The sequence below is a fragment of the Clostridium sp. MCC345 genome, from assembly GCF_018785345.1.
GTDB classification, from domain to species: Bacteria; Bacillota; Clostridia; order Lachnospirales; family Anaerotignaceae; genus Anaerotignum_A; species Anaerotignum_A faecicola.
On sequence record NZ_WQPP01000003.1, the window covers coordinates 168,899 to 194,189 of the forward strand.

21 protein-coding genes and 1 pseudogene are annotated in these 25,291 nt (G+C 47.9%); 7 read left to right on the forward strand and 15 right to left on the reverse strand.

The genetic code is table 11. From position 1 onward, the window contains the following. Positions 1 to 6 precede the first annotated feature (6 nt). Positions 7 to 1,245 carry a dihydrolipoamide acetyltransferase family protein gene (locus GPK49_RS00920; protein ID WP_215676472.1) on the forward strand — a complete coding sequence of 413 codons (1,239 nt, stop codon included), beginning with the start codon at positions 7 to 9 and terminating at the stop codon, positions 1,243 to 1,245. 63 nt (positions 1,246 to 1,308) lie between these two features. Next, positions 1,309 to 3,021: a dihydrolipoyl dehydrogenase gene (gene lpdA, locus GPK49_RS00925; protein WP_215676473.1), complete on the forward strand. Its 1,713-nt coding sequence runs from the start codon at positions 1,309 to 1,311 to the stop codon at positions 3,019 to 3,021. A gap of 521 nt (positions 3,022 to 3,542) precedes the next feature. Here the strand turns inward: lpdA and GPK49_RS00930 are convergent. The 3 genes from GPK49_RS00930 to GPK49_RS00940 all read right to left on the reverse strand — a co-directional run bounded on the left by GPK49_RS00930 (position 3,543) and on the right by GPK49_RS00940 (position 6,382). Continuing rightward, positions 3,543 to 4,538, reverse strand: a complete 996-nt coding sequence (locus GPK49_RS00930) for a lipoate--protein ligase (protein WP_215676474.1) — start codon at positions 4,536 to 4,538, stop codon at positions 3,543 to 3,545. A gap of 142 nt (positions 4,539 to 4,680) precedes the next feature. Further along, positions 4,681 to 6,243: a recombinase family protein gene (locus GPK49_RS00935; protein WP_215676475.1), complete on the reverse strand. Its 1,563-nt coding sequence runs from the start codon at positions 6,241 to 6,243 to the stop codon at positions 4,681 to 4,683. A 1-nt stretch (position 6,244) separates the two neighbouring features. After that, positions 6,245 to 6,382, reverse strand: coding sequence for a hypothetical protein (locus GPK49_RS00940; protein ID WP_016407888.1), 138 nt, complete (start codon positions 6,380 to 6,382; stop codon positions 6,245 to 6,247). Between the two features lie 242 nt (positions 6,383 to 6,624). Here GPK49_RS00940 and GPK49_RS00945 point away from each other — a divergent pair, with 242 nt between their 5' ends. Both GPK49_RS00945 and GPK49_RS00950 read left to right on the forward strand, forming a co-directional pair. Beyond that, on the forward strand, positions 6,625 to 9,858 hold the full coding sequence (locus GPK49_RS00945) for a stalk domain-containing protein (RefSeq protein WP_215676476.1): 3,234 nt from the start codon (positions 6,625 to 6,627) through the stop codon (positions 9,856 to 9,858). 152 nt (positions 9,859 to 10,010) lie between these two features. Continuing rightward, the gene (locus GPK49_RS00950) at positions 10,011 to 10,709 is read left to right on the forward strand and encodes a TetR/AcrR family transcriptional regulator (RefSeq protein ID WP_016407886.1); all 699 of its coding nucleotides are present in this window, start codon (positions 10,011 to 10,013) and stop codon (positions 10,707 to 10,709) included. A gap of 58 nt (positions 10,710 to 10,767) precedes the next feature. Here the strand turns inward: GPK49_RS00950 and panD are convergent, their stop codons facing one another. The 10 genes and pseudogenes from panD to GPK49_RS01000 all read right to left on the reverse strand — a co-directional run bounded on the left by panD (position 10,768) and on the right by GPK49_RS01000 (position 20,917). Next, the gene (panD, locus tag GPK49_RS00955; RefSeq protein WP_215676477.1) at positions 10,768 to 11,157 is read right to left on the reverse strand and encodes an aspartate 1-decarboxylase; all 390 of its coding nucleotides are present in this window, start codon (positions 11,155 to 11,157) and stop codon (positions 10,768 to 10,770) included. Positions 11,158 to 11,169: 12 nt separating this feature from the next. After that, complete coding sequence (gene panC / locus GPK49_RS00960; protein WP_215676478.1) at positions 11,170 to 12,015, reverse strand: pantoate--beta-alanine ligase; 846 nt, start codon at positions 12,013 to 12,015, stop codon at positions 11,170 to 11,172. A 14-nt stretch (positions 12,016 to 12,029) separates the two neighbouring features. After that, entirely contained in the window at positions 12,030 to 12,857 is an 828-nt protein-coding gene (gene panB, locus GPK49_RS00965; protein ID WP_215676479.1) for a 3-methyl-2-oxobutanoate hydroxymethyltransferase, read from the reverse strand. Further along, positions 12,854 to 13,723: a Rossmann-like and DUF2520 domain-containing protein gene (locus GPK49_RS00970; RefSeq protein ID WP_215676480.1), complete on the reverse strand. Its 870-nt coding sequence runs from the start codon at positions 13,721 to 13,723 to the stop codon at positions 12,854 to 12,856. Before GPK49_RS00970 ends, panB begins: the two co-directional genes overlap by 4 nt. A 346-nt stretch (positions 13,724 to 14,069) precedes the next feature. After that, a pseudogene (locus GPK49_RS00975) lies at positions 14,070 to 14,477 on the reverse strand (manganese catalase family protein); the annotation flags it as partial. Continuing rightward, the gene (locus GPK49_RS00980; protein ID WP_016406971.1) at positions 14,478 to 14,762 is read right to left on the reverse strand and encodes a spore coat protein CotJB; all 285 of its coding nucleotides are present in this window, start codon (positions 14,760 to 14,762) and stop codon (positions 14,478 to 14,480) included. It lies immediately after the preceding pseudogene. Next, positions 14,759 to 15,040 (reverse strand): spore coat associated protein CotJA, encoded by a 282-nt coding sequence (locus GPK49_RS00985; RefSeq protein WP_118580614.1) that lies wholly within the window; start codon positions 15,038 to 15,040, stop codon positions 14,759 to 14,761. Before GPK49_RS00985 ends, GPK49_RS00980 begins: the two co-directional genes overlap by 4 nt. A gap of 208 nt (positions 15,041 to 15,248) precedes the next feature. Next, positions 15,249 to 16,640, reverse strand: coding sequence for a sodium-dependent transporter (locus GPK49_RS00990; RefSeq protein WP_160117371.1), 1,392 nt, complete (start codon positions 16,638 to 16,640; stop codon positions 15,249 to 15,251). Positions 16,641 to 17,146: 506 nt separating this feature from the next. Further along, a complete protein-coding gene (locus GPK49_RS00995) occupies positions 17,147 to 18,529 on the reverse strand; it encodes a sodium-dependent transporter (protein ID WP_016406974.1) in 1,383 nt (460 codons plus the stop codon). Positions 18,530 to 19,024: 495 nt separating this feature from the next. Next, complete coding sequence (locus GPK49_RS01000) at positions 19,025 to 20,917, reverse strand: LTA synthase family protein (protein ID WP_215676482.1); 1,893 nt, start codon at positions 20,915 to 20,917, stop codon at positions 19,025 to 19,027. A gap of 334 nt (positions 20,918 to 21,251) precedes the next feature. On the opposite strand from GPK49_RS01000, the gene GPK49_RS01005 reads away from it, so the two are divergent. Genes GPK49_RS01005 through GPK49_RS01015 form a run of 3 tightly spaced genes read left to right on the forward strand, consistent with a single transcriptional unit; the run spans position 21,252 to position 24,027 of the window. After that, the gene (locus GPK49_RS01005) at positions 21,252 to 22,493 is read left to right on the forward strand and encodes an LCP family protein (RefSeq protein WP_215676483.1); all 1,242 of its coding nucleotides are present in this window, start codon (positions 21,252 to 21,254) and stop codon (positions 22,491 to 22,493) included. A gap of 23 nt (positions 22,494 to 22,516) precedes the next feature. After that, positions 22,517 to 23,815: an LCP family protein gene (locus GPK49_RS01010; protein ID WP_016406977.1), complete on the forward strand. Its 1,299-nt coding sequence runs from the start codon at positions 22,517 to 22,519 to the stop codon at positions 23,813 to 23,815. A 29-nt stretch (positions 23,816 to 23,844) separates the two neighbouring features. Next, positions 23,845 to 24,027, forward strand: a complete 183-nt coding sequence (locus tag GPK49_RS01015) for a hypothetical protein (RefSeq protein WP_016406978.1) — start codon at positions 23,845 to 23,847, stop codon at positions 24,025 to 24,027. A 101-nt stretch (positions 24,028 to 24,128) separates the two neighbouring features. On the opposite strand, the gene GPK49_RS01020 is transcribed toward GPK49_RS01015, so the two are convergent. Together GPK49_RS01020 and GPK49_RS01025 are read right to left on the reverse strand one after the other, a co-directional pair. After that, on the reverse strand, positions 24,129 to 24,473 hold the full coding sequence (locus GPK49_RS01020; protein ID WP_215676484.1) for a type II toxin-antitoxin system PemK/MazF family toxin: 345 nt from the start codon (positions 24,471 to 24,473) through the stop codon (positions 24,129 to 24,131). Positions 24,474 to 24,576: 103 nt separating this feature from the next. Further along, positions 24,577 to 25,203 (reverse strand): LolA family protein, encoded by a 627-nt coding sequence (locus GPK49_RS01025; protein WP_215676485.1) that lies wholly within the window; start codon positions 25,201 to 25,203, stop codon positions 24,577 to 24,579. Between the last annotated feature and the right edge of the window lie 88 nt (positions 25,204 to 25,291).

Here is a 25,291-nt window from a genome sequence, read left to right on the forward strand (position 1 = left end):
AAAACCATGGCTTTTGAAGTAAAGATGCCTCAGTTGGGACTGACAATGGAAGAAGGCACAGTCACAAAATGGGTAAAACAGGAAGGCGACACTGTAAAAGCAGGTGATGTCATTCTGGAAATTACAACAGATAAACTGACAAGCGAAGTAGAAAGCGAGCATGACGGCGTATTGCTGAAGATTGTTGCGCAGGAAGGCGAGGACATTCCTGTAAAAGGTCTGCTGGCATATATTGGCGAAGCAGGCGAACAGGTTGGGGATGCACCTGCGGCAAAGGCAGAAGCGCCTGCGGCTGAAGCGGCGGCACCCGTGCCCGCAGCAGCACCTGCAGCACCTGTTGCACCTGTGGCAGGCGGCAGAATCAGAATTTCCCCTCTGGCAAAGAAAACAGCGGCAAAGCTGGGGGTAGATTATACAACAGTGGCAGGCTCCGGCCCTCTGGGCAGAATCGTGCAGAAGGATATTCTGGCGGCAGCAGAAGCTGCAAAAGCCGCACCTGCACCCGCAGCACAGGCGGCAGAAGAAAAGGCAGCACCGAAGAAAACCGCACTGGAACTGATGGATGGCGACGAGGTTGTAAAGCTGGCAGGGATGAGAAAGGTCGTTTCCGAAAGAATGACAAAATCCGCACAGGAAATCCCTACCGTTACGCAGAATGTCCGCATTGATGTGACAGAGCTGATGGCATTCCGTAAGAAGATTAACAATGACCTTGGCGTTAAATATTCTTTGAATGATTATGTGCTGAAAGCAACGGCAAAGGCACTGAAAAATAACAAGCATATTCTGGTAAGTCTGGACGGCGACCAGATTATCAAGCGCGCCCATGTGAATATCGGTATGGCGGTTGCGCTGGAGGATGGTCTGATTGTGCCCGTTATCAAGGACGCGGATAAGATGAGTCTGGGTGAAATTTCCGAAGCAGCGAGAGATCTGGCAGAGCGTGCAAGAACAAATAAGCTGTCGATGGATGAATATAAGGGCTCTACCTTCTCCATCTCCAATCTGGGTATGTTCGGCGTAGAAACCTTTAATCCTATCATCAATCAGCCGGATGCAGGCATTCTGGGTGTCTGCGCAGTGCAGGATGAGCTGGTAATGGATGCAGAAGGCAACATCACAAAGAGACAGTTCATGCGCATTTCCTTTACATTCGACCATAGATTGATTGACGGTGCGACAGCAGCAAAATTTGAGCTGGCTATCCGGGATCTGATGGAGCATCCCATGCAGATTCTGCTGTAACATCGGAAGAAAAAGGAGACAGAAATCAAGAAAAGGAACCTGAATAGACAGGAGGAATAGACTATGGCAGTAGAGGTTAAAATGCCTCAGCTTGGGCTGACAATGGAAGAAGGCACGGTTTCCAAATGGGTAAAGCAGGAAGGCGATGCCGTAAAGGTTGGCGATGTTCTGCTGGAAATTACAACAGATAAGCTGACCAGTGAGGTGACAGCAGAAGCAGAAGGCACACTGATTAAAATCGTGGCACAGGAAGGCGAGGATGTACCCGTAAAGGGGCTCCTGGCATATATCGGCGAAGCAGGCGAGCAGGTTGGAGCAGCACCCGCACAGGCAGCACCCGTACAGGCAGCCGCTCCCGCGGCAGAGAAAAAGCCTGCCGGCGAAACAAAAGTAGCAGTCATCGGCGGCGGTCCCGGCGGTTATGTTGCGGCAATCAGAGCGGCACAGCTGGGCGGCAAGGTAACGCTGATTGAAAAGAATAAATTGGGCGGCACCTGCTTGAATGTCGGCTGTATTCCCACAAAGGCAATCCTGCATGCGGCAGAGGCGCTGACAGAAGCAAAGGAAATGGCGGAATATGGCATCCATATTGAAGTGAAAAATGTAGACTGGAAACAGGTGCAGGCAAAGAAAAATGCCATTACCGCACAGCTGGTAGGCGGTGTTACCGGTCTGATGAAGGCAAATAAGATTCAGGTTGTGGAGGGAACAGCATCCTTCGCATCCAAGGATACTCTGGCTGTCCTGAAAAAGGACGGTACAAAGGAAAACATGACATTTGATAAAATCATCATCGCAGCAGGCTCCGTCCCCGCGGTGCCTCCCATTCCCGGGGTAAAGGAAAATGCAAACTGCGTAGATTCGACAGGCGCTTTGTCTTTTGAAGAAATTCCAAAAAGCCTTCTGGTCATTGGCGGTGGCGTAATTGGTATCGAACTGGCAACTGCGTACTCCAAATTCGGTACAGAGGTAACGGTGGTAGAAGCCGCACCTAAGCTGCTGCCCATGATGGATGGCGAGCTGACAGCACAGCTGCGCAAGCTGATGGAGGCAAAAGGCGTAAAGATTATGACAGACGCAAAGGTGCAGTCTGTAGAAGCGGCGGCAGTCGGCGCAAAGGTGAATGTGGAAATTGGCGGCAAGGTGCAGCCCTTTGAAGCAGAAAAGGTACTGGTTGCTGTCGGCAGAAGAACAGATACAGAGGCCTTGGGCTTAGATGCGGCAGGCATTGCAAATGACAGAGGCCGCATCACAGTAAATGATAAGATGGAAACAAATGTACCGAATGTATATGCCATCGGTGACTGTCTGGGCAAGGTTATGCTGGCGCACGTTGCATCTGCACAGGGTGAAGTGGCAGCGGAAAATGCATTGGGAGAAAATGCGGTTTACAATGGTGCAACCAACCCCTCCTGTGTATATACGGACCCCGAATTTGCAGGCGTTGGTCTGACAGAAGAAAAAGCCAAGGAATTGGGCATTGCATATCAGGTAGGCAAATTCCCTCTGATGGCAAACGGTAAATCTCTGATTATGAACGGCGGCGTTGGCAGCATTAAGTTCATCATCGGGACAGAATATAAAGAGGTTCTGGGGGTACATATTCTTGGCCCCAGAGCAACAGATCTGATTGGTGAATGTGCGCTGGCCATCGGTATGGAAGCGACCGTAGAGGATATTATTGCGGCAATCCATGCACATCCTACTGTAACCGAAGCGGTGAGAGAAGCGGCTCTGGCAGCAGAAAAGAGAGCAATTCATATTCCCAATAAATAAAAATCAACAGTATAAATGCAAAAGATAAAGGATAAACAAAAACTTGATGAACATAAGTGTTCACTTTTGAGATACACAGCGGCTGTGGAGTCGGATTTGCAGCCGCCCCTCCCCTCTAAAGAGGGAGCAGGATTTAGCAAGACAAAATCTCCTTCATAACTCTTTTTTTGCGGCTGTGCTGAGCCCATAGCCGCATCCCTTTTAAGTTGTTACTTTAGACATATAACTATAATAAAAGAAGATGCCTCGGCTGATTTCGTATCGGTCGGGGCATTTTCTTTTGCAAAATTTGGGGATACCCAAATAAAAAAGCCGCCTCAAAAGGTGCGCCCGGATAAGAAACCTTGCATCCTAAAATGCTGAAAGCGACGGCTACTGTGTCAGTTCCCCTTGACAGCCTAAGTCAAAGGATGCCTGCGGGAAACTTCCTTGTATCCGCAGTCTTTCAGCTATTTCATTTTCTTCATGTTTTCTTATTGGGACACACCGAAAGGCGGCAAATGTATGTCTTTTGTATGTCTTTATTCACTTTGCAGCAGAAGATTGAGGAAATCATTCTTCTCCAGTCCATGGAAATACTGTGCGATATCGAAATCGGCAAGGCGGCTTTCCAGAGCCTGCTGCTCCAGCTTTGTGCCAATCAAAGCCTTGGCAAGGTCGGCAGAGTCCTTTACGCCGAAGAAATCGCCGAAGAACTGCAAATCGGTAATGCTGCCGTCCTCCGTATTCATGTGTACTTCGATTTTTCCGCAGCCCTCAAAGCGGCGGCTCTTTTCTACGCTGTAGGAGGGAGAAAAGCCGTAATTCCATTCCCACTTATCATAGCGTTCCTTTTTGATTTTTTCGATTTCAGCCAGCTCCTCTGCGGAGAATACATAGGGCTGAACATTTTCTTCTTTCAAAATGTATTTTAAGAGAAGAGCCTTGAATTGTGCCAGCGTAAAGCCCTCAGGCAGATAAGGCGCAATGTTTGTCACTCTTGCTTTTACGGATTTTGCAGCCTTTGACTGGAATTTATCTGCGGAAACATTCAGCACATCTGCAACAACGGAAAGGTCTGAATGAAACATCAGCGTGCCGTGGTGCATGATGCGGCCCTGCTTCAGATACTGGGAATTGCCGGAAAATTTTTTCCCTTCAATGCTGATATCGTTTCTGCCGTTGACCTCAGCAGGCACGTTGAGAGAACGCAGCAGCTCTGCAATCGGCTGACAGAACAGACGAATATCCAGATCGGTTGCATCCTTTGCATTGAGGATAAATGTGAAGTTCAGATTCCCCAAATCATGATATACGGCACCGCCGCCGGAAAGTCGACGGACAACGGAGATATGCTTTGCATCGGCAACCTTTTGATTGACCTCTGCAAAGGCGTTCTGATTTTTACCGATGACAACGGTGTTATCGTTCTGCCAAAGCATGAAGTATTCCTGACTTCTGTCCATTCGGTCGAAAACATATTGCTCCAGAGCCAGATTAAAAGCAGGATTTGTGCTGGGGGATTCGATATAGACCATAATAGTACCTCCTTTATATTTGTATTCAAAAATAATATCGTGAATACATTCTAACATATAAAAAGACAAAACGGAATAGTGTTTTACAGATTTTGTCAGATTTGCTACAAAATTTTCGGGCGGCACTGCTTTCGCCCATTTTTCAGAAGCGCCAGTATATGGTGATGGGAACCTCCCTTGTCCCTGCAATCCGTCTGCCGACAGAAATAGAATCAATCAGAATTTCGACCATTTCCCTTGTCAGGTGCGTCGGGTTGATGTATTTTTCAATGATGGCGCGGCGGTTATCCCCTGCGGCAATGCGTGCGTCAAGGTCGATGATTTTCCGCTCTGCGTCCGCAATCAGCCGCTCCTGCTGCTGTAGTTCCGCTGAAAAATGCTTCGATAAATCGAGATATTCCGCTTCGGAGAGAACACCGCGCACCTTATCCGGATACAGCTCCCGCACTGCCTTATGAGCTTCCTCAATTTTTTTCTCATGGGCGTGGATGCTTTTCTGTAAAGAAGCCCTCTGCTCCTTTAAATGACTGCAAAAATCAAGCTGCCGTTCCAGCTCCTCCCAATTCAGATAGGCATCGGAAATCGTATGTAATTCCTGCAAAACCATCCGCTCCAGCCGCTCCACAGAAATAAACGCCCCCCTGCAGCTCTCCTTGGAAATGTGATGATTGGGGCATTGCAGATAATATTTCCCCTTGGTTTTCGAGGAACGCAGCGTGTAGCCACATTCCGCACAGCGCGCCTTCCGCGCAAACAGCCCGATTGTTCCGGATGGAAAGGGCTTTGCTCTTTCGGCAAGCATTTTCTGCACGCGCTCCCATAATTCCTGTTCGATAATCGGCTCGTGCGTCCCCTCTGTCCGTATCCATTCTTCCTTGGGGCGCGGCTTGTTTTGCTTGGTTTTGTAGGAAATACTGCCGTATTTTCCCTGCACCATGTTGCCGATGTAGATTTCATTTGTCAGCATATTGGAGATAGCGAAATATTTCCAGAGCGTACTGCCCTTGCCCTTCGGCTGCCGATAGCGAATCCCCTGTAAGCGTTTATATTCCGTTGGATTTGGAATCCCTCTTTCGTTGAGCATGCGCGCGATGGCGGTTTTGCCGTAGCCCTGCGAGAAAAGCGTGAAAACCTCACGCACCACCGCCGCCGCCTCCTCGTCAATCAGCAGATGTCCCCTTCGGTCGGGATTCTTTTTGTAGCCATAGAGCGCAAAGGAGCCGATGTGAAAGCCGTTTTTTCTGCGGTGCGTCAGCACACTGCGGATATTTTTGGATAGCTCCGCCAGATAATGCTCATCCATAATGCCGTTGATTTGCCGCAGAAGCAGATTATCCTCGTTTGCGGAATCGGCATTGTCCACCAAACTCAGAAAGCGGATGCCCCATTGCGGAAATAGGCGGTTGATGTATCGTTCCACCACCTCTAATTCCCTGCTGAAACGGGATTGTGTTTTGCAGAGGATGATGTCGAACCTTTTCTCCTCGGCGGCATGCAGCATGCGCTTGAAGGCAGGGCGGCTGCGGTCTGCGCCGCTGTAGTCATCATCAATGTAGATTTCGTAGATTTCCCAGCCGTGGGAATGGGCATATTCCGTCAGCAGGGCGCGTTGGTTTTGTATGCTGTTGCTGTCGTTTTCGGCGGAGCCCTTGCCCTTGTCCTCCTCCGATAGGCGGCAGTAAATGGCGGCTCTTTCCCTTTTCATGCTATGCGTTTTCCCTCGCGAGGATGGTGCTTGCCTTTTCTGCCTGATTGATGAGAACTGCCCAGATTCGTGTAACCTCTGCCTGCGTGGTGCGGTCTGTTCCGTTTTTGAAAATACTGCGGCAAGGTGCTTTTTCCATAAAAATCCCCCCTTTTTTAAGTGTATTCCGGCAAAGGGGCGAATATTTCCGCCTCAGCCGCTTTTCCCATTTGGGCGCACCCTTGGTTTTGTCTATTTTCTCCAAAAAGAAAAATTTACCTTATTTTTCCTTGCGGAGAAAAAGCAGATATGATACCATGTGATTATAATCACAAGTGAAATTTTTGCGGATGATATGGGGGCTTTGCCGTAGTCCGCAAAAGCGCATGAAGGAGGGGTAATATGAATTGGAAGAAATGGATAAGCATTGCGGCGGCAGTATGCCTTGCGGTAACGGCGGTGCCGATGCGTGCCGTGGCGCAGGAGGAGCTCGTGCAGGAGAAAATGCTTGAGGAAATCAAGGAGGAACTGAAAGAGGAACCGAAAGAAGAAAAAGAAGAAAAAGAGGAAAAAGAAGAAAAAGAAGAAAAAGAAGAAAAAGAGGAATTGCAGGAGCAATCTGACGAGAAAACCGAGCCGCAGGAGGAAAGCAAGAAAGGGCTGCCGAAAGGAATTTCTCTGCTGATGGGAGAGGAAAACAGCACAGCGGTATTCGAAAATGAAACTGCGGATTTTGAAGGGGAAGGCACAGCGGCAAACCCTTATAAGATTCAGAATGTGGATGATTTGAAGAAGCTGGCGGAAAAGGTAAACGGCGGCGAAGCCTACGAAGGCAAACACTTCAAGCTGACCGCAAACATTGACTTGAAGAATGAAGAATGGACCCCCATCGGAACATTGCAGGGCGAAGAAGTAAGACCTTTTCAAGGAACATTTGATGGCGATGGGTATCAGATTACCAATCTTAAAATATCCAACGGCGGACAGTATGCCGGCTTATTCGGCCATACGGAAGGTGCTGTCATCAAAAGCTGCAATGTCACAGGGAAAATCAATGGATATAACTATACAGGCGGCATTGTTGGGTATGCAGATGCAAATACGAAGATTTTGAATTGCTCCTTCCAAGGCAATGTGAAGGGCAAAGGTGAGGGAAGAGGCGGCATTGTAGGATATATGTCAGGCGGAGGTGAAGTCAGCGGCTGCTTTGTAACAGGGACAGTGACAGGTGATAAGGAGGTAGGCGGTATCGCCGGATATGGCGTTGGCACAATCAAAAACTGCTACGCCTTGGCAAATGTAACAGCAACTGCAACAGCAACTGCAACAGGAGTCAATGCAGGCGGCATTGCCGGATATGCTTACGGTGTCACCATAGAAAATTGCTATTACAGCGGGGAGGTATCCGCAAAAAATTATGCAGGCGGCATTGCCGGAACTGCATGGAGAGGCACAATCCAAAATTGCGTTTCTCTGGCAGAAAGCGTGTCGGGCAGCGACTATGTAAACCGCATTGCAGGGTATAATTATAATGCAACATTAACAAATAACTACGCTTGGGACGGCACAACAATAAATGGCAATCCCGTTTCTGCTGATGACGCAGGATGGGTAAACGGTGCAGCCCTTACCTATACAAACGGAGAACTTTCCGAGCAGTTCTCTGATATTTTTAAGGATACTGATTCCGCATGGGACTTCACAGACAACGGCTTGCCGATATTAAAAAACGTAGGCGGCGTGCAGTTTTCGGAACTGCCGAAATGCATGACAGGCGTTGGTTTTGATGGCTTTGGTATAAAAACAAACCCTTATCTCATTGAAGATGTAGAGGATTTGAAGCTGCTGGCGGAAAAGGTAAACAGCGGCGAAACCTACACAAACAAATACTTCAAGCAGACCGCAAACATTGACTTGGAGAACGAACCAAATTGGACCCCCATCGGAACGGTAACTAATGATGGAAAAGATGCAAGACCTTTTAAAGGAACTTTTGATGGCGATGGGTACAAGATTACCAACCTTAAAGTAACAGGTAATAGTAATAATGCCGGCTTATTCGGCTATGTAGATGGTGCAATCATCCAGAACTGCAATGTCACAGGGGAAGTAAACGGATATGACTATGTAGGCGGCGTTGTGGGTAATGCATATGGAAAAACGCAGATTTTGAGTTGTTCCTTCCGGGGAGATGTGACGGGGGAAGATTCTTATATAGGCGGTATTGCCGGAAGTGCTCGTGGCACAATCAAAAACTGCTACGCCTTGGCAGATGTGACTGCAACAGAATTCATTGCAGGTGGCATTGCCGGATATGCTTACCATGTTACCATAGAAAACTGCTATTACGGCGGCAATGTTTCGGCGAGAAATACCGCAGGTGGCATTGCAGGATTTGTCTCCGGTTCTACAATAAAAAACTGCGTTTCTCTGGCAAAGAGCGTGACAGACAGCGACTTTGTAAACCGTATTGTAGGGGATGTGAGTAGGGTTGAGAATGTAACCTTAACGAGCAACTACGGCTACAACAGAACCAAGCTTGTAGTATACGGGAAAGAAGGCTATGCGGATATTGATACCACAGATGTAAAACAAGGTACAACTGTTTTCGTTTCCAAAGGCAAGCTTATGACGGATGTGCAGAAGGGCGAAGTATTTGCTTGGACGGGCTTTGATACAACTATTTGGTCAATCCCGACCGAAGCGTATAAGCTCCCCTCTTTGCATGGGGGTGAATATCCCGACCTGCCCAACCTGCCGAGCAAAGACCTTACCATCGACAAAACACCCCAGCACTTCACCACCAGAAATATCGGCAACGGCTTTGTGGTAAAGGTGCTTTCTCCCACAGAGAATATCGGCAATACGCCATTTGAAGTGCAATATCGTCTGCATGATACAGACGCATGGACGAGTGCCGTTCCCAATACCGCAGGGACATACGATGTGAAAATCACCCGTGCGGCAGATGGCGATATCAACCCCTTTGCCTGCGAGATTTTCGAAGGGCTTGTGCTGACGAAAAAGCGCAGCAGCAGTAGCGGCGCAGCAACCCAGACCTATACCGCGCAGTTCGATACAAACGGCGGCAGTGCGGTCGATAAGGTAAAAACGGATAAAAACAGCAAAATCGAAAGACCTGCCGACCCGACAAAAGAGGGCTATATTTTCGTCGGCTGGTATAGCGACAGCAAGCTGACCAAGCCCTTTGATTTCAGCGCAGAGCTGACCGCGAATAGCACGCTTTACGCAAAATGGAAAGAAAATAACGAAATTATCCTCACGATTGGCAGTCGGAAGATTTCTGTTTTCGGCAGAGAAATCCAAAATGACGTTGCCCCGAAAATCGTGAACGATAGAACCATGCTCCCGATTCGTATTGTGGCGGAAAGCCTTGGCGGAACCGTAACATGGAACGGCGAGCTGCAGCGCGTCACCATTCAGAAGGGCGCAGATGTCATTCTCATTACCATCGGCGCAGATACGGCGTATGTCAATGGCACGGCTGTGAAGCTGGATGCCGCGGCATTCGTGGAAAACGGCAGAACCTATCTGCCCCTGCGGTTCGTTTCCGAAACCCTTGGCGCACAGGTGGCATGGAATGAAGCCGAAAAAACAGTAACCATTACAAAATAAAATTTTGACAGATACCCTCTTTGTCAAACGGCAGGGAGGGTATTTTGCCTTTCCCCAAAAGCGTATTTCGGCGCGTTTGCCCTTGCGGCGGAGTGAAATAGATGATAAAATGTGATTATAATCACAAGTAAAACGGAAAGAGGGGGACGATTTTGTCACCAAGAGGAAAACAGACGAATGGCTTGCTTACGCAACAGAAAATGCTGCGTGCGGCAGTAGCACTGTTTCTGGAAAGCGGCTACGAAAAAACCACAACGGCAAAAATTGCAAAGGCGGCAGGCATGACACAAAGCTCTTTCTTTCGGGCATTTGCGAGCAAGGAGGCACTGCTGCTGGAGCTGGTGCGGCGGATGTTCGGGGGACAGTTTGCCTTGGCGGAGCAGCATAGCGGCATCGAGGACCCGGTGCTTCTGTATGCGGTGGAAACATCGTTGCAGCTGCATATTGCGGAGCTGACAGAGCCGCTGCGTGAGCTGTATGTGGTGGGGTATTCCCTGCCGACCACCTCGGCGTATATCTATCAGAGCATGGCAGGGCGGCTGCAGTCCATTTTCGGGAAATATATGCCCGATTTGGAATTGAAGGATTTCTACGAAATGGAAATTGCATCGGCAAGCATCATGCGGGGCTTCATGGCAATGCCGTGCGATGTTTATTTTACCATGGAAGCGAAAATTTCTCGCTTTCTGGAATGCTCGCTCAAGCTGTATGATGTGCCGCAGGAGCAGAGAAAGGGCGTAATTGCGGCGGTGCTGCAAATGGATTTGCGGCGCATGGCAGAGGAAATTATTCAGAAGACAGTGGCACAGGCGGAGGAAGGCTTTGCGGCACTGCCTGCCCTCAAAAAATAAGAGGAAATGCAAAAGAGGTCTGTACCAAAGGGTACAGACCTCTTTTCGCCTATCGGGATTACATATCCTCCAAGCGTCCGTGCTTTTCATATCTGGAAACACGGCTGATTTTATTTTCATCATCCACGAAAACAACCTTCGGCGGATTCACAGCCGCCTCCTCAGGTGTCATCTGGCAATAGCACATCAGAATGATTTTATCACCCTTTTGCACACAGCGCGCCGCCGCACCGTTCAGACAAATCATGCCACTGCCTGCTTCGCCTGCGATGGTGTAGGTTTCAAAGCGTTCCCCATTGTTGATATCTACAATCTGCACCTTTTCGTATTCCAGAATCCCTGCCGCGGCAAGCAAATCGGAATCAACGGTGATGCTGCCGACATAATCCAGCTCTGCCTGTACGACAGTCGCTCTGTGAATTTTTCCCTTTAACATATTCAAATACATATCGTTTTCTCCTTAGCCCTCGTAAATAAAGTTGTCAATCAATCTGGTTTTGCCGATATAAACTGCCATAGCAACCAATACGGGCGGCTGCATTTTGCTGACAGGCTCAACGGAAACGGCATCCACTGCTTTTACATAATCAATGCGTGCCAGAGGCTCTTTTTCGATCAATTCCTTCATAGCTGTTGTGATGGCATCTGCGGATGCTTCGCCATCTGCTGCCAGCTTCTGCCCCAGCTTCACTGCCTGACTCAGCACCAGAGCGGCCTTGCGTTCTTCTGCATTCAGGTATGTATTTCTGGAGCTTTTTGCCAGACCGTCTGCTTCACGCACAATAGGGCAGCCGATGATTTCAATATCAAAATTCAAATCACGCACCATGCGGCGAATAACAGAAAGCTGCTGTGCATCCTTTTGTCCGAAATAAGCACGGTCGGGTGCTACGATGTGGAACAGCTTGGAAACAACGGTGCAAACGCCACGGAAGTGAATGGGTCTGCTCTTGCCGCAAAGCTCGCCTGTCAGTCCGCTCATATCCACAAAGGTACACGCATCCTCTGCGTACATTTCGGAGGGTTCGGGGTTAAAAAGAAGCGCAGCGCCTGCGTTTTCGCAAAGTGCGGCATCGCGTTCCAAATCTCTGGGGTAGCTTGCCAGATCCTCTGTAGGCCCGAACTGTGTGGGGTTTACAAAATCACTTACAACAACTCTGTCATTTTCTTTTACTGCTCTGTCAATCAGGCTTTTATGCCCCTCATGCAGAAAGCCCATTGTGGGAACCAATCCAACGGAAAGCCCCTCTGCTCTCCATGCCTTCACTGCTGCTCTGACTTCTGCGATTGTTTTTACGATTTTCATGGTTTGCCTCCGTATTAGTACAATTTATTGATAATGTCATCTGCGATTTTAAAGGTATGCTCTGCGGCAGGGAAGGTGCCTTCCTTAACCTCTTTGATGTATTCCGTAAAGCCCTGCTTCATCACTTCGCCTGCGTTTGCAAAATGCTTTACAAATTTCGGCTTGAAATCGGAGAAAAGCGCAAGCATATCCTGATAAACCAAAACCTGACCATCGCAGTCCGCACCTGCGCCAATGCCGATGGTAGGGATGGAAACGCTTTCTGTAATCAGCTTTGCCAGCTTTGCAGGGATACATTCCAGAACGATGGCGAAAGCGCCTGCTGCCTCAACTGCCTTTGCTTCTTCAATCAATCTGCGTGCATCTGCCTCGCTCTTACCCTGCACCTTAAAGCCGCCGAAGGCATTGACAGACTGAGGGGTCAGCCCGATGTGTGCCACAACGGGGATAGATGCCTCTGTGATTGCTTTAATCTGGGGACAAACAGACGCGCCGCCCTCCAGCTTGACAGCCTGACATCTGCCCTCCTTCATCAGTTTGCCTGCATTCACAACGGCATCATAAACGGAGGTCTGGTAGCTCATAAAGGGCATATCGCCGACAACAAGTGCATTTTTTGCACCTCTGGTAACAGCGGCGGTGTGGTGAATCATATCCTCCATGGTAACGGAGATGGTATCCTCATAGCCGAGCATAACCATGCCCAAAGAGTCGCCAACCAAAATGGTATTTACGCCACATTCATCCACTAGCTTTGCTGTGGAATAATCATAAGCGGTCAGCATAGTGATTTTGTCTCCGTCCAATTTTTGCTGCTGCAGGGTAGCTACTGTGTTTTTCATTGTTCCAACTCCTTTTCCAAATGCTTGTAATCCTTCTGCGGGTGCTTTTGCTGAGCAATTCTGATAAGCTGTTTGGAAAGGGCGGTGTAGGCTGTCAGAATATCCTGACCTACAGTGCTTTCCGCTGCAAATTTCCGTATCTCCTGCAAATGCTTCGATACGGTTTGGGCATCTCCACGCTCGATGGGGCCTGTAAGTGCATTTACCGCACCCTTTTCTGCCACGCTCTGCGCATTTCCCAGAAGAAGGGGAGATAAAGCCTCTGCTGCCGCCGCTTCGGAAAAGCCGCATTTGACAAGCAGGGCGGTGCCCATATCTGCCAGTGCGACAATCTGGTTGCTGACCATAACTGCGGCTGCATGGTAGAGGGCTTTGCTGTCGGGAGAAATGGCAACTACGGTGTTTCCCATTTCGCTGAACAGTGCTTTTAGCTCCGCAAGATGTGCGTCACTTCCTTCGATGGTAAAGCACGCCTTCCCCAAATCCAGATAGGAGGTTGCTTTGCTGCTGATTGCATACAGGGGATGAATCGAATACCGATAGGCTCCTCTGTTTTCTGCATCAAAAAAAACGGTCGATGGAATCGAACCGCTGCAATGACATATATTTTTATTTTTGATAGGCAGATTACGCATGTCATCCCATATCTCACCGATTGTGCCATCCGGCACAGTGAGAAAAAGGGTATCACTGTCTTTCGTAATTTCTTCTATACTTGTATAGTATCTGCTCTGTGTAAATTCTGCGGCCTCCTTCGCGGAGGCGGGTGTGCGGCTGTAATAACCGCTGATTTCGATGCCGTGCATCGCAAGATATTTACCCAGTGTGAAGCCGACCTTTCCGGCTCCGATAAAACCTGCTCTCATACCTATCACCTTCCTTCACAAAGAAGTGATAAGACAAGATACATCTGCTGCCATTTGTGCCGTTCCGAGGATACAGCCATCCGGCGAATCAAAAAAATAAAATATATAAAATTTGCAGTATAGCTTCTTTCAGAATGCCATCCGTCAGTTAATATAGCACATTTATCCCGATTTGTATAGAGGAAATTGTGAAAGAGTATCAAAAGCCTTTAAAGCGAAAGGGATTGGCTTTGTTTCCGAAGGGAAAAGGAAAAACGGCTCGTATTCGGGAAAGAAACAGAAGGGGAGAGACAGCTTTGTTTCTGAATGGAAAAGAAGAAAAAGGTTGTGCTTATGCAAACGCACCCTCTGCTGCCATATCCTCATACAAATCGGTAATGGGGTCTCCCTTGGATTGCAGATACGCAGCAGTGAAGGGAACACCCGCGGCGGAGGAGGGGTATACGCCTAAGCCATGGTTCACATAATAAGGATCTAAGCCGGCGGCAAGAATTTCGTCCTTTGTTAGCCCTTGTGTCAGCTGATGCACGATGGTGCCCATCATCTCCAAATGGGCGAATTCCTCTGTAGCAATGTCATTCAGCGTTGCTTTTGCCTCGGGCGTTACCATCGTAAATTTCTGGCTGAGATACCGCAGGGATGCACCCAGCTCGCCATCTGCACCCCCATATTGTTCAATCATGATTTTCGCAAGTCTTGCATCTGGTTTTGTAATCTTCACAGGAAATTCCAATTTCTTTTCATAAATCCACATTTATTTACACTCCTTTCCTGCCAGAGAAAAATTGGCATCGTTCTGCCAAGGCCATGGATTTTCCATCCACTGCCAAGCCTGTGTATTGGCGGCATAGCTGCGGAAGGAGCAAAGAGGCCCAAATGTCTCCTCGTATTTCATACGAACCGTGTCAGCGGCAGTGATGACCTGATTGTATGCTGCAATGGCATCGCTGTCATCGGGGTGCGTATTCAGAAAAAGCCCCAAGTCTACAGCAATAAAGTCAAGCTCCATCAAGGATTTCAATAATTCCTCCTGATTCATACCTCTGCCCCCCTTCCGAAACGATAAAGATTCCAGCCGGAGCAATAGGGGATAGCCAGATCGGCAAAGACCGTGCCGCAGATAAGGCTTTGCTCAGCCTCCATCGGTGCTTCATAGGGCTGGAAGGGCACCATAGCCTGCGCCGGCCCAATTTGCTCCAGCACACAGGCGTTGCAATTTCCTATCATGGTAGCCGGTGTCAGCGTGGCGGAAGCGGTCTCTGTGTTGTTTTGTCTGCAATGCTGATTACAGGCGAAGTTTCTGCACATTTCTCTCATGCGTGTTTCCTCCTTTTGGCATTTACAATATTTATACTATGGAAAAAGTCGATTATGGTGCGAAGGGATTTCCGAAAAAGAAAAATGGCAATGACAAAGGGCTCTTTCGAGTCCTCTGTCATTGCCGCGTAATAATCTAAATGACGGAGAGGGGAAGCAAGGAAGGGAGAGCTTCCGCCTCAGCCGATTTTCATTTTTTTGAGTTCTATTAGGAAATAGACATACCGAATACCAGACCTGCAATGATGATAGCACCGATTGCGATAGGGTCAAGGATTTTAACGATGAATTTGTATACAGGTGCAAGGGTGAATTTGAACTTGCCATAGGAGGTAGCTTCCTCTACGGAATTGTCTGTACCCCAAATCCAGCCAACGAATACAGTTGTAAAGAATGCACCCAGAGGCAGCAGCAGTCTGTCTGTCAGGTATTCCAAGAAGTCACCAAAGATAGGATAGCTGATACCGTCGCCGGAGATCCAGATACCCTTCAGGTTCATGTATGCCTGAGAAAGTGTATACATAACACCAATGATAAAGATAACGATGGATGCACCGAGCAGTGCTTTCTTTCGTTCGAATCCCTTTTCTTCTACCAGGAAAGCAATCGTACCTTCCAGAATGGAGGTGGAAGAAGTGATTGCAGCGAAGAACAGCAGGAAATAGAATACGGTACCAATCAGCTGGCCGCCGGGAATAGCCATGAATACGCCTGCCAGTGTAGCAAACCCAAAGCCGCCGCCCATACCGGGAGCAATACCTGTCGCAAATACAGCGGGGATAATCATGAAGCCTGCAAACAGAGCAACCAGAGTGTCCAATGTACAAACGATAGCCGTGTTGGAAATCAGGTTATCTTCATTGGAGAGATAGGAAGCGTATGTCATCATAACGCCCATGCCAAGGGAGAGGGAGAAGAATGCCTGCCCCAGAGCGGTCAGGATTGCAACGCCGTTGATAGTGGAGAAATCAACATTCAGCATGTATTTCAGACCATCATCTGCACCGGGAAGAGTACAGGAACGAATCATCAGAGCAATCAGCATGATGAACAGCAGGGGCATCAAAAGCTTAGACATTTTTTCGATACCGGCTGTGCCGTGGCTGATGATATATGCCGTTAAGAACAAGAAGATGAAGGGGAAGATAACAGCACCCTGCAAAGGGAATGTGCCGTCTGCGCCCAGCAGATTATTCAGGAAGTAAGCTGTAGGGTCAGCCCAGATGGTTTTTACATCTACTATGTAGGCAACGATATATTTCATCGCCCAGCCGCCAACCTGACAGTAGTAGCAAAGGATGATGAAGCCTGTCAGAACGCCAAGGCCGCCAACCCAGGACCATTTTGCGTTTAATTCACGCATAGCGCCAACTGCATTTTTGTGTGTTTTACGTCCAACCGTAAATTCTGCCATCATAACGGTTGTACCAACCAGAGCAACGATAATCAGATAGATAATCAAGAAGGCACCACCGCCGCAGAAATAAGCCTTACCGGGGAATTTCCAGATGTTGCCCAGACCTACAGCAGAGCCTGCTGCAGACAGGATGAAGCCTAGCTTCGAACCAAATTGACCACGATTTTCAGCTGATGTAGACATAAGTATTCCTCCTTTACAGATAAACGATAGATTTGAAGCCCTATTGTTTCGCTGGATGAGATGTAAGAATACTGAAACGACATAAAACGCATAATGGATACATATAATGGCCTTCTTTTCAGACATCCTTTTCTCAGTCCCTCTTCTAAGTTGTATGATGTCTGATAGGGAATCTTTCCTGATAAAGAAGAAAATGTATGCAGTTCCAATATCTTACAAATTTATCCTAAGGCTAGAATAGCGGAAAATCATGTAAATTTCCATAAAAAAACCGTTAAGATTTAGGCGTGTTTCTCTTAATGTCAATGGCAAAAATGAAATGTGATTGTATAGTATGAATAAAAGGACAGTATACATAATGGCGTTTCACCTATAAAAATGCTAAATTATGGGCAAAAAAAGAGGACGAAGGGGGAGCCTTCGTCCTTTTTATCATATCGTTTATGCAACAGTATGCTTTTATGTTTCTCTTTAAGAAATATTTTCTTTTTGAGAAATTTTTTGAATTAAGAAATAGACATACCGAATACCAGACCTGCAATGATGATAACACCGATTGCGATAGGGTCAACGATTTTTACCATGAATTTGTAAACAGGTGCCAGGGAGAATTTGAATCTGCCGTGAGAAGTAGCTTCCTCTACGGATTTTTCGGGGCTCCAAACCCAACCGACACAGAGTACGGAGAACAGTGCGCCCAAAGGCAGCAGCAGTCTGTCTGTCAGGTATTCCAGGAAGTCGCCGAAGATGGGGTATTCGATACCGTTCTTGGAAACCCAGATACCCTTGATGTTCATGTAAACCTGAGACAGTGTGTAGAATACGCCGATGATGAATACAACAACGGATGTACCAAGCAGTGCATGGTTTCTCTTAAGACCTTTTTCCTCAATCAGGAATGCAATCGTACCTTCCATGATGGAAGTAGAGGAGGTTACTGCTGCGAAGAACAGCAGGAAGTAGAACAAGAGACCGAACAGTGTACCGCCGGGGATTGCTTCAAATACGCCTGCCAGTGTTGCGAATGCGAAGCCGCCGCCCATACCGGGGTCGATGCCTGTAGCGAATACAGCGGGGATAATCATGAAGCCTGCGAACAGAGCAACCAGAGTATCCAGTACGCAAACGATACCGGTGTTGGAAATCAGGTTATCTTCATCAGACAGATAGGAAGCGTATGTAACCATGATACCCATACCAAGAGAGAGCGAGAAGAATGCCTGACCCAGAGCAACCAGAATAGCGTTGCTGTTGATGGTAGAGAAATCAACATTCAGCATGTATTTCAGACCTGCGTCAGCGCCGGGCAGTGTGCAGGAGCGAATCATCAGACCAATCAGCAGTACAAACAGTAAGGGCATCAGAACCTTGGACATCTTTTCGATACCTGCTGTACCGTGACTCAGAATGAAGGCTGTCAGGAACAGGAAAATCAGAGGGAAAATAACAGCACCCTGCAGAGGGAAGCCGTTTGCGCCCAGCATGCCAAGGAAGTAAGCCGTAGGATCAGCGTATACCATCTTTGCTTCTGCAATGTAAGCGTAGATGTATTTCATAGTCCAGCCGCCAACCTGACAATAGTAACAAAGGATGATGAAGCCTGTCAGAACGCCGAGACCGCCTGCAAAGCCCCATTTCTGGCTGATGGCGCGGAAGGAACCGAGTGCATTTTTGTGTGCGTTACGACCTACCGTAAATTCTGCCATCATAACTGTGGTACCGATCAGAGCAACCATGATGATGTAAACCAACAGGAAAGCACCGCCGCCGCAATTATACGCTTTGCCGGGGAACTTCCAGATGTTACCCAGACCTACAGCAGAACCTGCTGCGGACAGGATAAAGCCTAGCTTTGAACCAAATTGACCGCGATTTTCAGTTGTAGACATAAGTATTCCTCCTTACGTTAAGAAAATAATGAATGATAGCCGGAGTAGAAAGAACCTCCTGTTATGAAAAATTTCTTCCTGAGAAATTTTTCTGCCGCCGTAATTCCCTCCCTCCGATTTCCTTGCCTGTAAAAAAAGACATTGGAAATAAAAATTACTGCGGCGATTTGTAGTAACCTTATTCTACCGTATAATTTGCTTAATTTCAATAAAAAAATTAAAAAAATACAATATTTTTTGTTGAAATGTTTGTATTTAAATAAATACAACGCTAAGAAACGGAAAAATCAAGAAAAAGATGGCATTTATTTACAATCGATTTTTTACATAAAATGGAAAATATTAACAAGAAGTTTATACTATAGATGGAAATAATTAGGATGTTGAAAGAGAGAAAACTGTCACATTCTTGTCACATGTCAGAACAAAAACACCTCGTAAAAAGAAACACACCAAGAGAAATTCTCTTGGTGTGAAACAGATTTCGGTATGCCGTTAAGGGTTCTTTTCGTCAAAAAGCTTGTAATATTGCCAGTTTATCAAGCGTTGCAGCGTTTTCTGCTGTTCTTCGGAAATTTCTGTTTTGTAGATTCCGTTTGCATCAACATAGATATTTTTTGCACAAACAGGCAATTCTCTGCGTAACTGATTATTTTCATGCTGCAAAGGGGATTCATAGTCGGACAAGAATAACTCCAGCACAGCAGAGCCGAGGAACTGCGAGCTGATGAGTCCGTCCTCCGGCAGGCCGATTTCCGCTGCCGTTTTTGTATTTTCGAGTGCTTTTGCGCTTTCGTTTTGCCAGATGAGGTAGGGTGTTTCGTAAACGGCAAGCTGTTCCTCCGGCGAGCCGTTGGCATCAATGGGGTAATCCAGCAGATCGAAAAACTCCATCCCGTTGGAAAAACCGGGCAGGTGGTCGCCGAAATAAACCAGAACAATGGGCTCATCGGAGCCTTCTGCATATTCCTTCAAACGCCCGATTTGCTCATCCGCATCCCCAATCCCCTGGAAATACTGCGTCAGCAGGTCTGTCTGCGTTTCGTTCAGCTCGATATCGCTGGAGAAGTTCTGCTCCAGTGTGCCGTATTTTTTCTCATAAGGTCCATGGTTCTGAATTGTTACCGTAAAGGAAAACAGCGGTGTATCCGTTTCCTTGATGTGCGTATCCAGTGTTTCGATGATTTTATCCATTGTTGCCGTTTCGTTCACATAGCCGCCATAGCCCTGCGTCGCAAGGTCGAAGGAATCCTCTAAGAAATAAGAGGCTGCAAACCCCAGATCGGGATATACATTCTGGCGGTTATAAAACCATGCATAGCCGGGGTGAATGGAAAGCGTTTCGTAGCCAAGCTTTTGCAGCTGGCGGGGCATACCGTCAAAATCGCTGTGGATAAAGCTGTAGGGGGGCAAAGAGCTGCCGAGATATCGTGTTGCACAGCCTGTCAGCACATCATATTCCGTATTGGAGGTGCCGCCGCCGAAGTTCGGCACAACGATATGCCCGCTGATGGTGCCTTCCTCCGCGCAGATTTCCTTCCAGTTTTTCATCGGGTCGCGGTAGCCCGTAAAATCCAGATGCTCGTTTTCGCTCAGGTCGGAAAATGCTTCGCCCATAATCATAATGATGTGCGGACGCTTTTCTGTGCTGACAGAGGGTGTCCAATCGGTGTCCTCCAGTGTCCGTATGTCCGCCGCAGTATACCCTTCGGGTGCCTTGACCTGCATGATGTTAAACTGATGCAGGAAGGAATAAATCATGCCGCGTGTGTTGTATTGGTTCACCTGAAAATAAGGATTGTCCACAGTCGGGTAGCTGTCATACAGCGCTTGATTTGCATACCAGAGGTGATTTGCCCCAAAGCCGCAGGCAAGCACAAGCACAAGCCCCAGAATCCGTGGCAGAGGCGGCAGAGCAATCGCCTTCGATTTCAGAAAGCTGCATACCGGAAGCGCCGCGAATACAATCAGCATGACCCCAATCAGCACTAGCTGATAAACGGGGAAGGTTTTCAGAATGGCGATGACCTCCTTTGCCAAGGTCAGATCCGTCGGCAGAAGCGGCTCCTGCCGCATGGAAACCTTCACACGGTCAACAACCGCAAAGAATATCAGCACAATCCCGACCAGACTGCATGAAAAGCCGATTTTTCTGGTCAGAAAGAAAAACAGCAGTAATGCCAGCAGCACCGGCAGAATATTCAGCAGCAGCATTGTGGGCGCATGCAGAATGTTCCAGCCGACATATAAAATCTTCGTTGTAGTGATGAGATAAACAATGTCCGTGATGAAAACGGCGGCGCAGAGAAGTGTGAGCGCAATGCCGGCGGGCGTGGAAAGAAATTTTTTTGCCTTATTAAGGTAAGAAGTCCTTTCGGGGTCCTTCATGCGGATACCTCCTTTTTGTTCCTGTATCTTTTTATCCCTATAAATACGGATTATACGAGAAAATGTCGAAAATGTAAAGGAAAGTGGCTCGTTGTGTTTTTTCGGCAGTACAAAATCCGTTGAAAAATTAAGAAAATTGTCTCTTTTCAGGGCAGAGAAATGGTGTATAATAAAAATAGTATTGCTTCAAGCATCGGAAAAAACAGGAAATTTTCTGAAAAACATCAGAGATTCGGCTTTTCTATATTGTCAGAACTTGGCAGATTTGCTATAATTATAGGGTTATGAAAAATTTCATGCGAAAAGAACTCTGAAAAAGAGGAGAATAAAAACCATGGGTGAAAAGAGAGAATACAGAAGACGGCGCAGACCTCCCGAGGATATGGAGCTGCAGCAGCGGCAGGTACGCCGCAGGCAGACGCAGGAGCCACACAGACAGCCGCGCAGGCACAGAAGTGTGCAGGAGGAGCAGCCGTATATCGACCCGCGTCGGGTGGCGCAGGGCAGAAGAATGTCCCGCAGAAAGGCAGAGCGGAAGAAACGGCGGCGCAGAAATATTCTGGTAGTGATTTTGCTGCTGTTGCTTCTGGTAGCGGCGTATGCCGGCGCGAAAATCTGGGTTGCGGTGCAGCAATGGGAAAATAAAGCGGAAAAATCCGATTTTACAACATCGGATACGACCGACCCAGAGGAGGATGAAATCATCAATGTTGCCGTTTTTGGTACGGATGAGGATGGTGTCCGCGCGGATGTAAATATGGTCGCAAGCTTTAATACCGGCACGAAGGAGCTGCATTTTATCTCTGTTCCCAGAGATTCCAAGGTCATCATGACAAAGGAAATGACCGATTATCTGGAAAGCAAAAATGCCTATGTCCCCGAACAGAACGGTGTTTACGGGCAATGCAAGCTGACAGAGCTGCATGCCTATGCAGGCGAAAATAACCGCTGTGCATTCTCCGTTGCCATGCTGGAGGAAATCCTCGGCATGAAGATGGATTATTATGTGAAGGTTGATTTGTCTGCCTTCCGCCAGATTGTCGATGCCGTCGGCGGCGTGGATTTTAATGTAGAAGAAAGATTGTATTATGTAGACCCTTATCAGGATTTGTATATCGACCTGTACCCCGGAATGCAGCATTTGGATGGGGATAAGGCAGAGCAGCTGGTTCGTTTCAGAGACGGCTATGTGCAGAAGGATTTGAAGCGTATTGAGGTGCAGCAGCAGTTCATTCAGGCATTGATTGAAAAGGTATGCAGCTCGGATACCCTGATGCGGAATCTGAACGATCTGGTAAAGGTTGCGCTGGATTGCACCGAAAGTAATATTTCCGTGTCCGAAGCGCTGAAGTATGTGAAATATGTGAAGGCCTTAGACCCTGCAAAGATTACCAGTGATACCGTTCCCTATCTGGGTAATCCCGGAAGATATGTCGAGCTGGATGAGGATGGCATTAAGGAATTGGTGAATGAGCGTATTTACGGCATTGCACCCCAAAGCAGCACGGAGGAGCAGGAAGAAAATCAGTTCAACGAAAGCAATCAAGAAGGCAATCAGCTGAATGAGGACGTATAAAAGACAGACGAGTGAGGGATTCCATGAGCAGAACAAGAAAACACCCGAAAAGAAGAAAGCCATTCAATCCGGTGAAAACCTTTTTCAAAGTGATGCTTTCTATCGTAATGGTATTCGTGGTTTTGGCAGGCGGTGCCTGCTTCGCCTATCATAAGGTAACGGGAGAGTGGCCCTTTGGCGGTGATACGATTGCCAAGGATGCAGATGAAACCAGTATGCTGGATGCCCTTTTGGGCAGAAATATGAAGCTGAATGTGGCAGTGTTCGGCGTAGATGCGGACGGCACCAGAACGGACGTTGCCTTTGTTGTGCATTATGACAGCTCTCAGGAAAGCCTGAGCCTGCTTTCTATTCCGAGAGATACGCGTGTGGATGTCTGTACCGATGTAGAGCAGCTTCTGGGCAAAAGATACGGTGTCATGAAGTTTAATGCAGTGCATGCCATCGGCGGCAAGGAATATGGTCCGCAGGCGGCAGTGCTGCAGTTGGAGGATATGCTGGGGATTAAGATTGATCATTATGTAAAGGTTGATTTTAACGCACTGGTAGAAATCGTCGATGCCGTTGGCGGCGTTGAGGTAGATGTGCCGCGGGATATGAAATGGGACATGAGCGATACCGGCGATATCAAGATTGACCTGAAAAAAGGTCTGCAAACGCTGGATGGCAATAAGGCATTGCAGCTGGTTCGTTTCCGTAAGGGCTATGCCAACGGTGATGTCGGGCGTATTCAGGTGCAGCAGATGTTCTTAAAGGCGTTGGCAACAAAGGTGCTGAGTACGGAAAGCATTGTGAAAAACCTTGGGGACTATATCAAGGTGATGTATAAATATGTAGATACGGATGTAAGCCTTTCCGATGCACTGAAATATGCAAACTATATCACCAAGATTGATATGAGCAAAATGACGATGGAAACTCTGCCCGGTGTCGGTCAGTATATCAGCGGTGTGTCCTACTTTATCCATGACCCTGCCGAAACGACAGAGGTGGTGGATCGCCTGTTCTATAATGTAGCCCCTGCCGGCAATACAGATAGCGACAGCAGCAACAGCAAGGATCTGACCATTGAGGTTTCCAACGGCGGCACGGTAGCAGGTCTGGCAGCACGGTTCACGGAGCTTTTGAAGAACGAAGGCTATACTGTGACAGAGCCGACGAACTATACCGGCGAAAAGCTCAGCTATACCCGTATTCTGGTAAAGAATGAGGGCGTTGGGCAGGATCTGGTCAGCTATTTTAAGGATGCCAGAGTGGAGGTTCTGCCGAATGCAGTCGGCAGTGCAGATATCCGCATTGTCCTTGGCACCAATGAGCAGTAAGAGGCTGCGGAAAGAATAGGAGAATCAATATGGATTATAAAATGCTTTTTATCCGTGCGATAAAATCAGGCTGCCTGTGCAGTGTGCTTTATCATGGATTTATGCTGATTACGGGCATGGCAATCAGCCTCAGACAGGTTGTTACATTTACAGTGGTCTTTATCCTGTTGTATTTCCTGTGGCTGGTTTTGGTAAGTAAAAAGAATAGATAATAAGAAGAACCGAGGAAAGGAATTCTGTCCAATCCTCGGTTTTTTCTGTTTAAGCAAGTTAAGCAAGTCAAAATCTTATTTTGACTTAAATTGACTTAAAGTTATTTCAGCCCAAGGCTGATGAGAAGGCTTCGGTCAACCCGCCGCATCATGGTATCATCCAGACAGCAAAGCTTTTCCCGCAGGCGCTGCTTGTCAATCGTGCGAATCTGCTCCAGCAGCACAACGGAATCCTTCGGCAGTGCGTATACTGCGGAGGAAAGCGCGATGTGCGTCGGCAGCTTCGCCTTGTTCATCTGAGAGGTGATGGCGGCGCAGATTACTGTCGGGCTGTATTTGTTCCCGATATCATTCTGCACGATTAAAACGGGGCGGATGCCGCCCTGCTCGCTGCCCACCACAGGGCTGAGGTCTGCAAAAAATATATCTCCTCGTCTGACAATCATGTTCTCACACTCCGCTGTTTGGTCTGGTCAGCGGCGGAAGAATAATATGTAAGTGGATGCCCTTCCTGCTGACTGTTTTCAGTATGGACAAAAACAGGGGTGTTTATTCCGCGATTCGGAAGGTGTCGGCATCGAATTGCGGATGGAAGGTAAATTCGTGATAGTCCATCCGGTAGCGCTCCTTGTCATCTGCATCATAAATGACAAAACGGACGGGCAGCAGGCTTTCGCGGTCAATCCAGAGCTTTTCTGTGGCAAGTCCGTCATCATTGCCGGGAATGACAGCCTCCAGCACAATGCACTTGGAGGAATCAAACGAAGCCGTTTCCACGCTGACCCCCTCCGATTGCATATAGTTTTTGATAAACTGCCCCAGAAACAGCTCACTGCGGTGCTGTGATTCGGGCACATCTCGGATGATGCAGTCATTCACTCTGGGGTTGTACTGACAGATGCGGTCGCCGTCAAAAACGGTGTAGTTGCCGGCAACGGTCTCCGGTGCGGTCAGCTCCAAGCGATATTCCCCCGTGGATTTGTAGTATTGCTTGGTCTCATAGATCTTTTCGCCGTTTTCTGTCTGGCGGATGAGCGTTGCCGTGCAGGCATAGCCCTCCATTTCGGCAAGCTGCTGTTGGATTTCCTCAAGCTCCGTCAGGTTTTTCTCCCGACTGCACGCACAGACGGCAAAAAGCAGAACGAAGGAAAGAAAAAGTGAGAAAAATCGTTTCATGGCGTTCTCCTTTGAAATTGGGTTCCCTTCAATTTATGATTTTTGCCGGCGGAATAGTCGCAGAGGGCGGAGTTTTTGCACCTTGCGG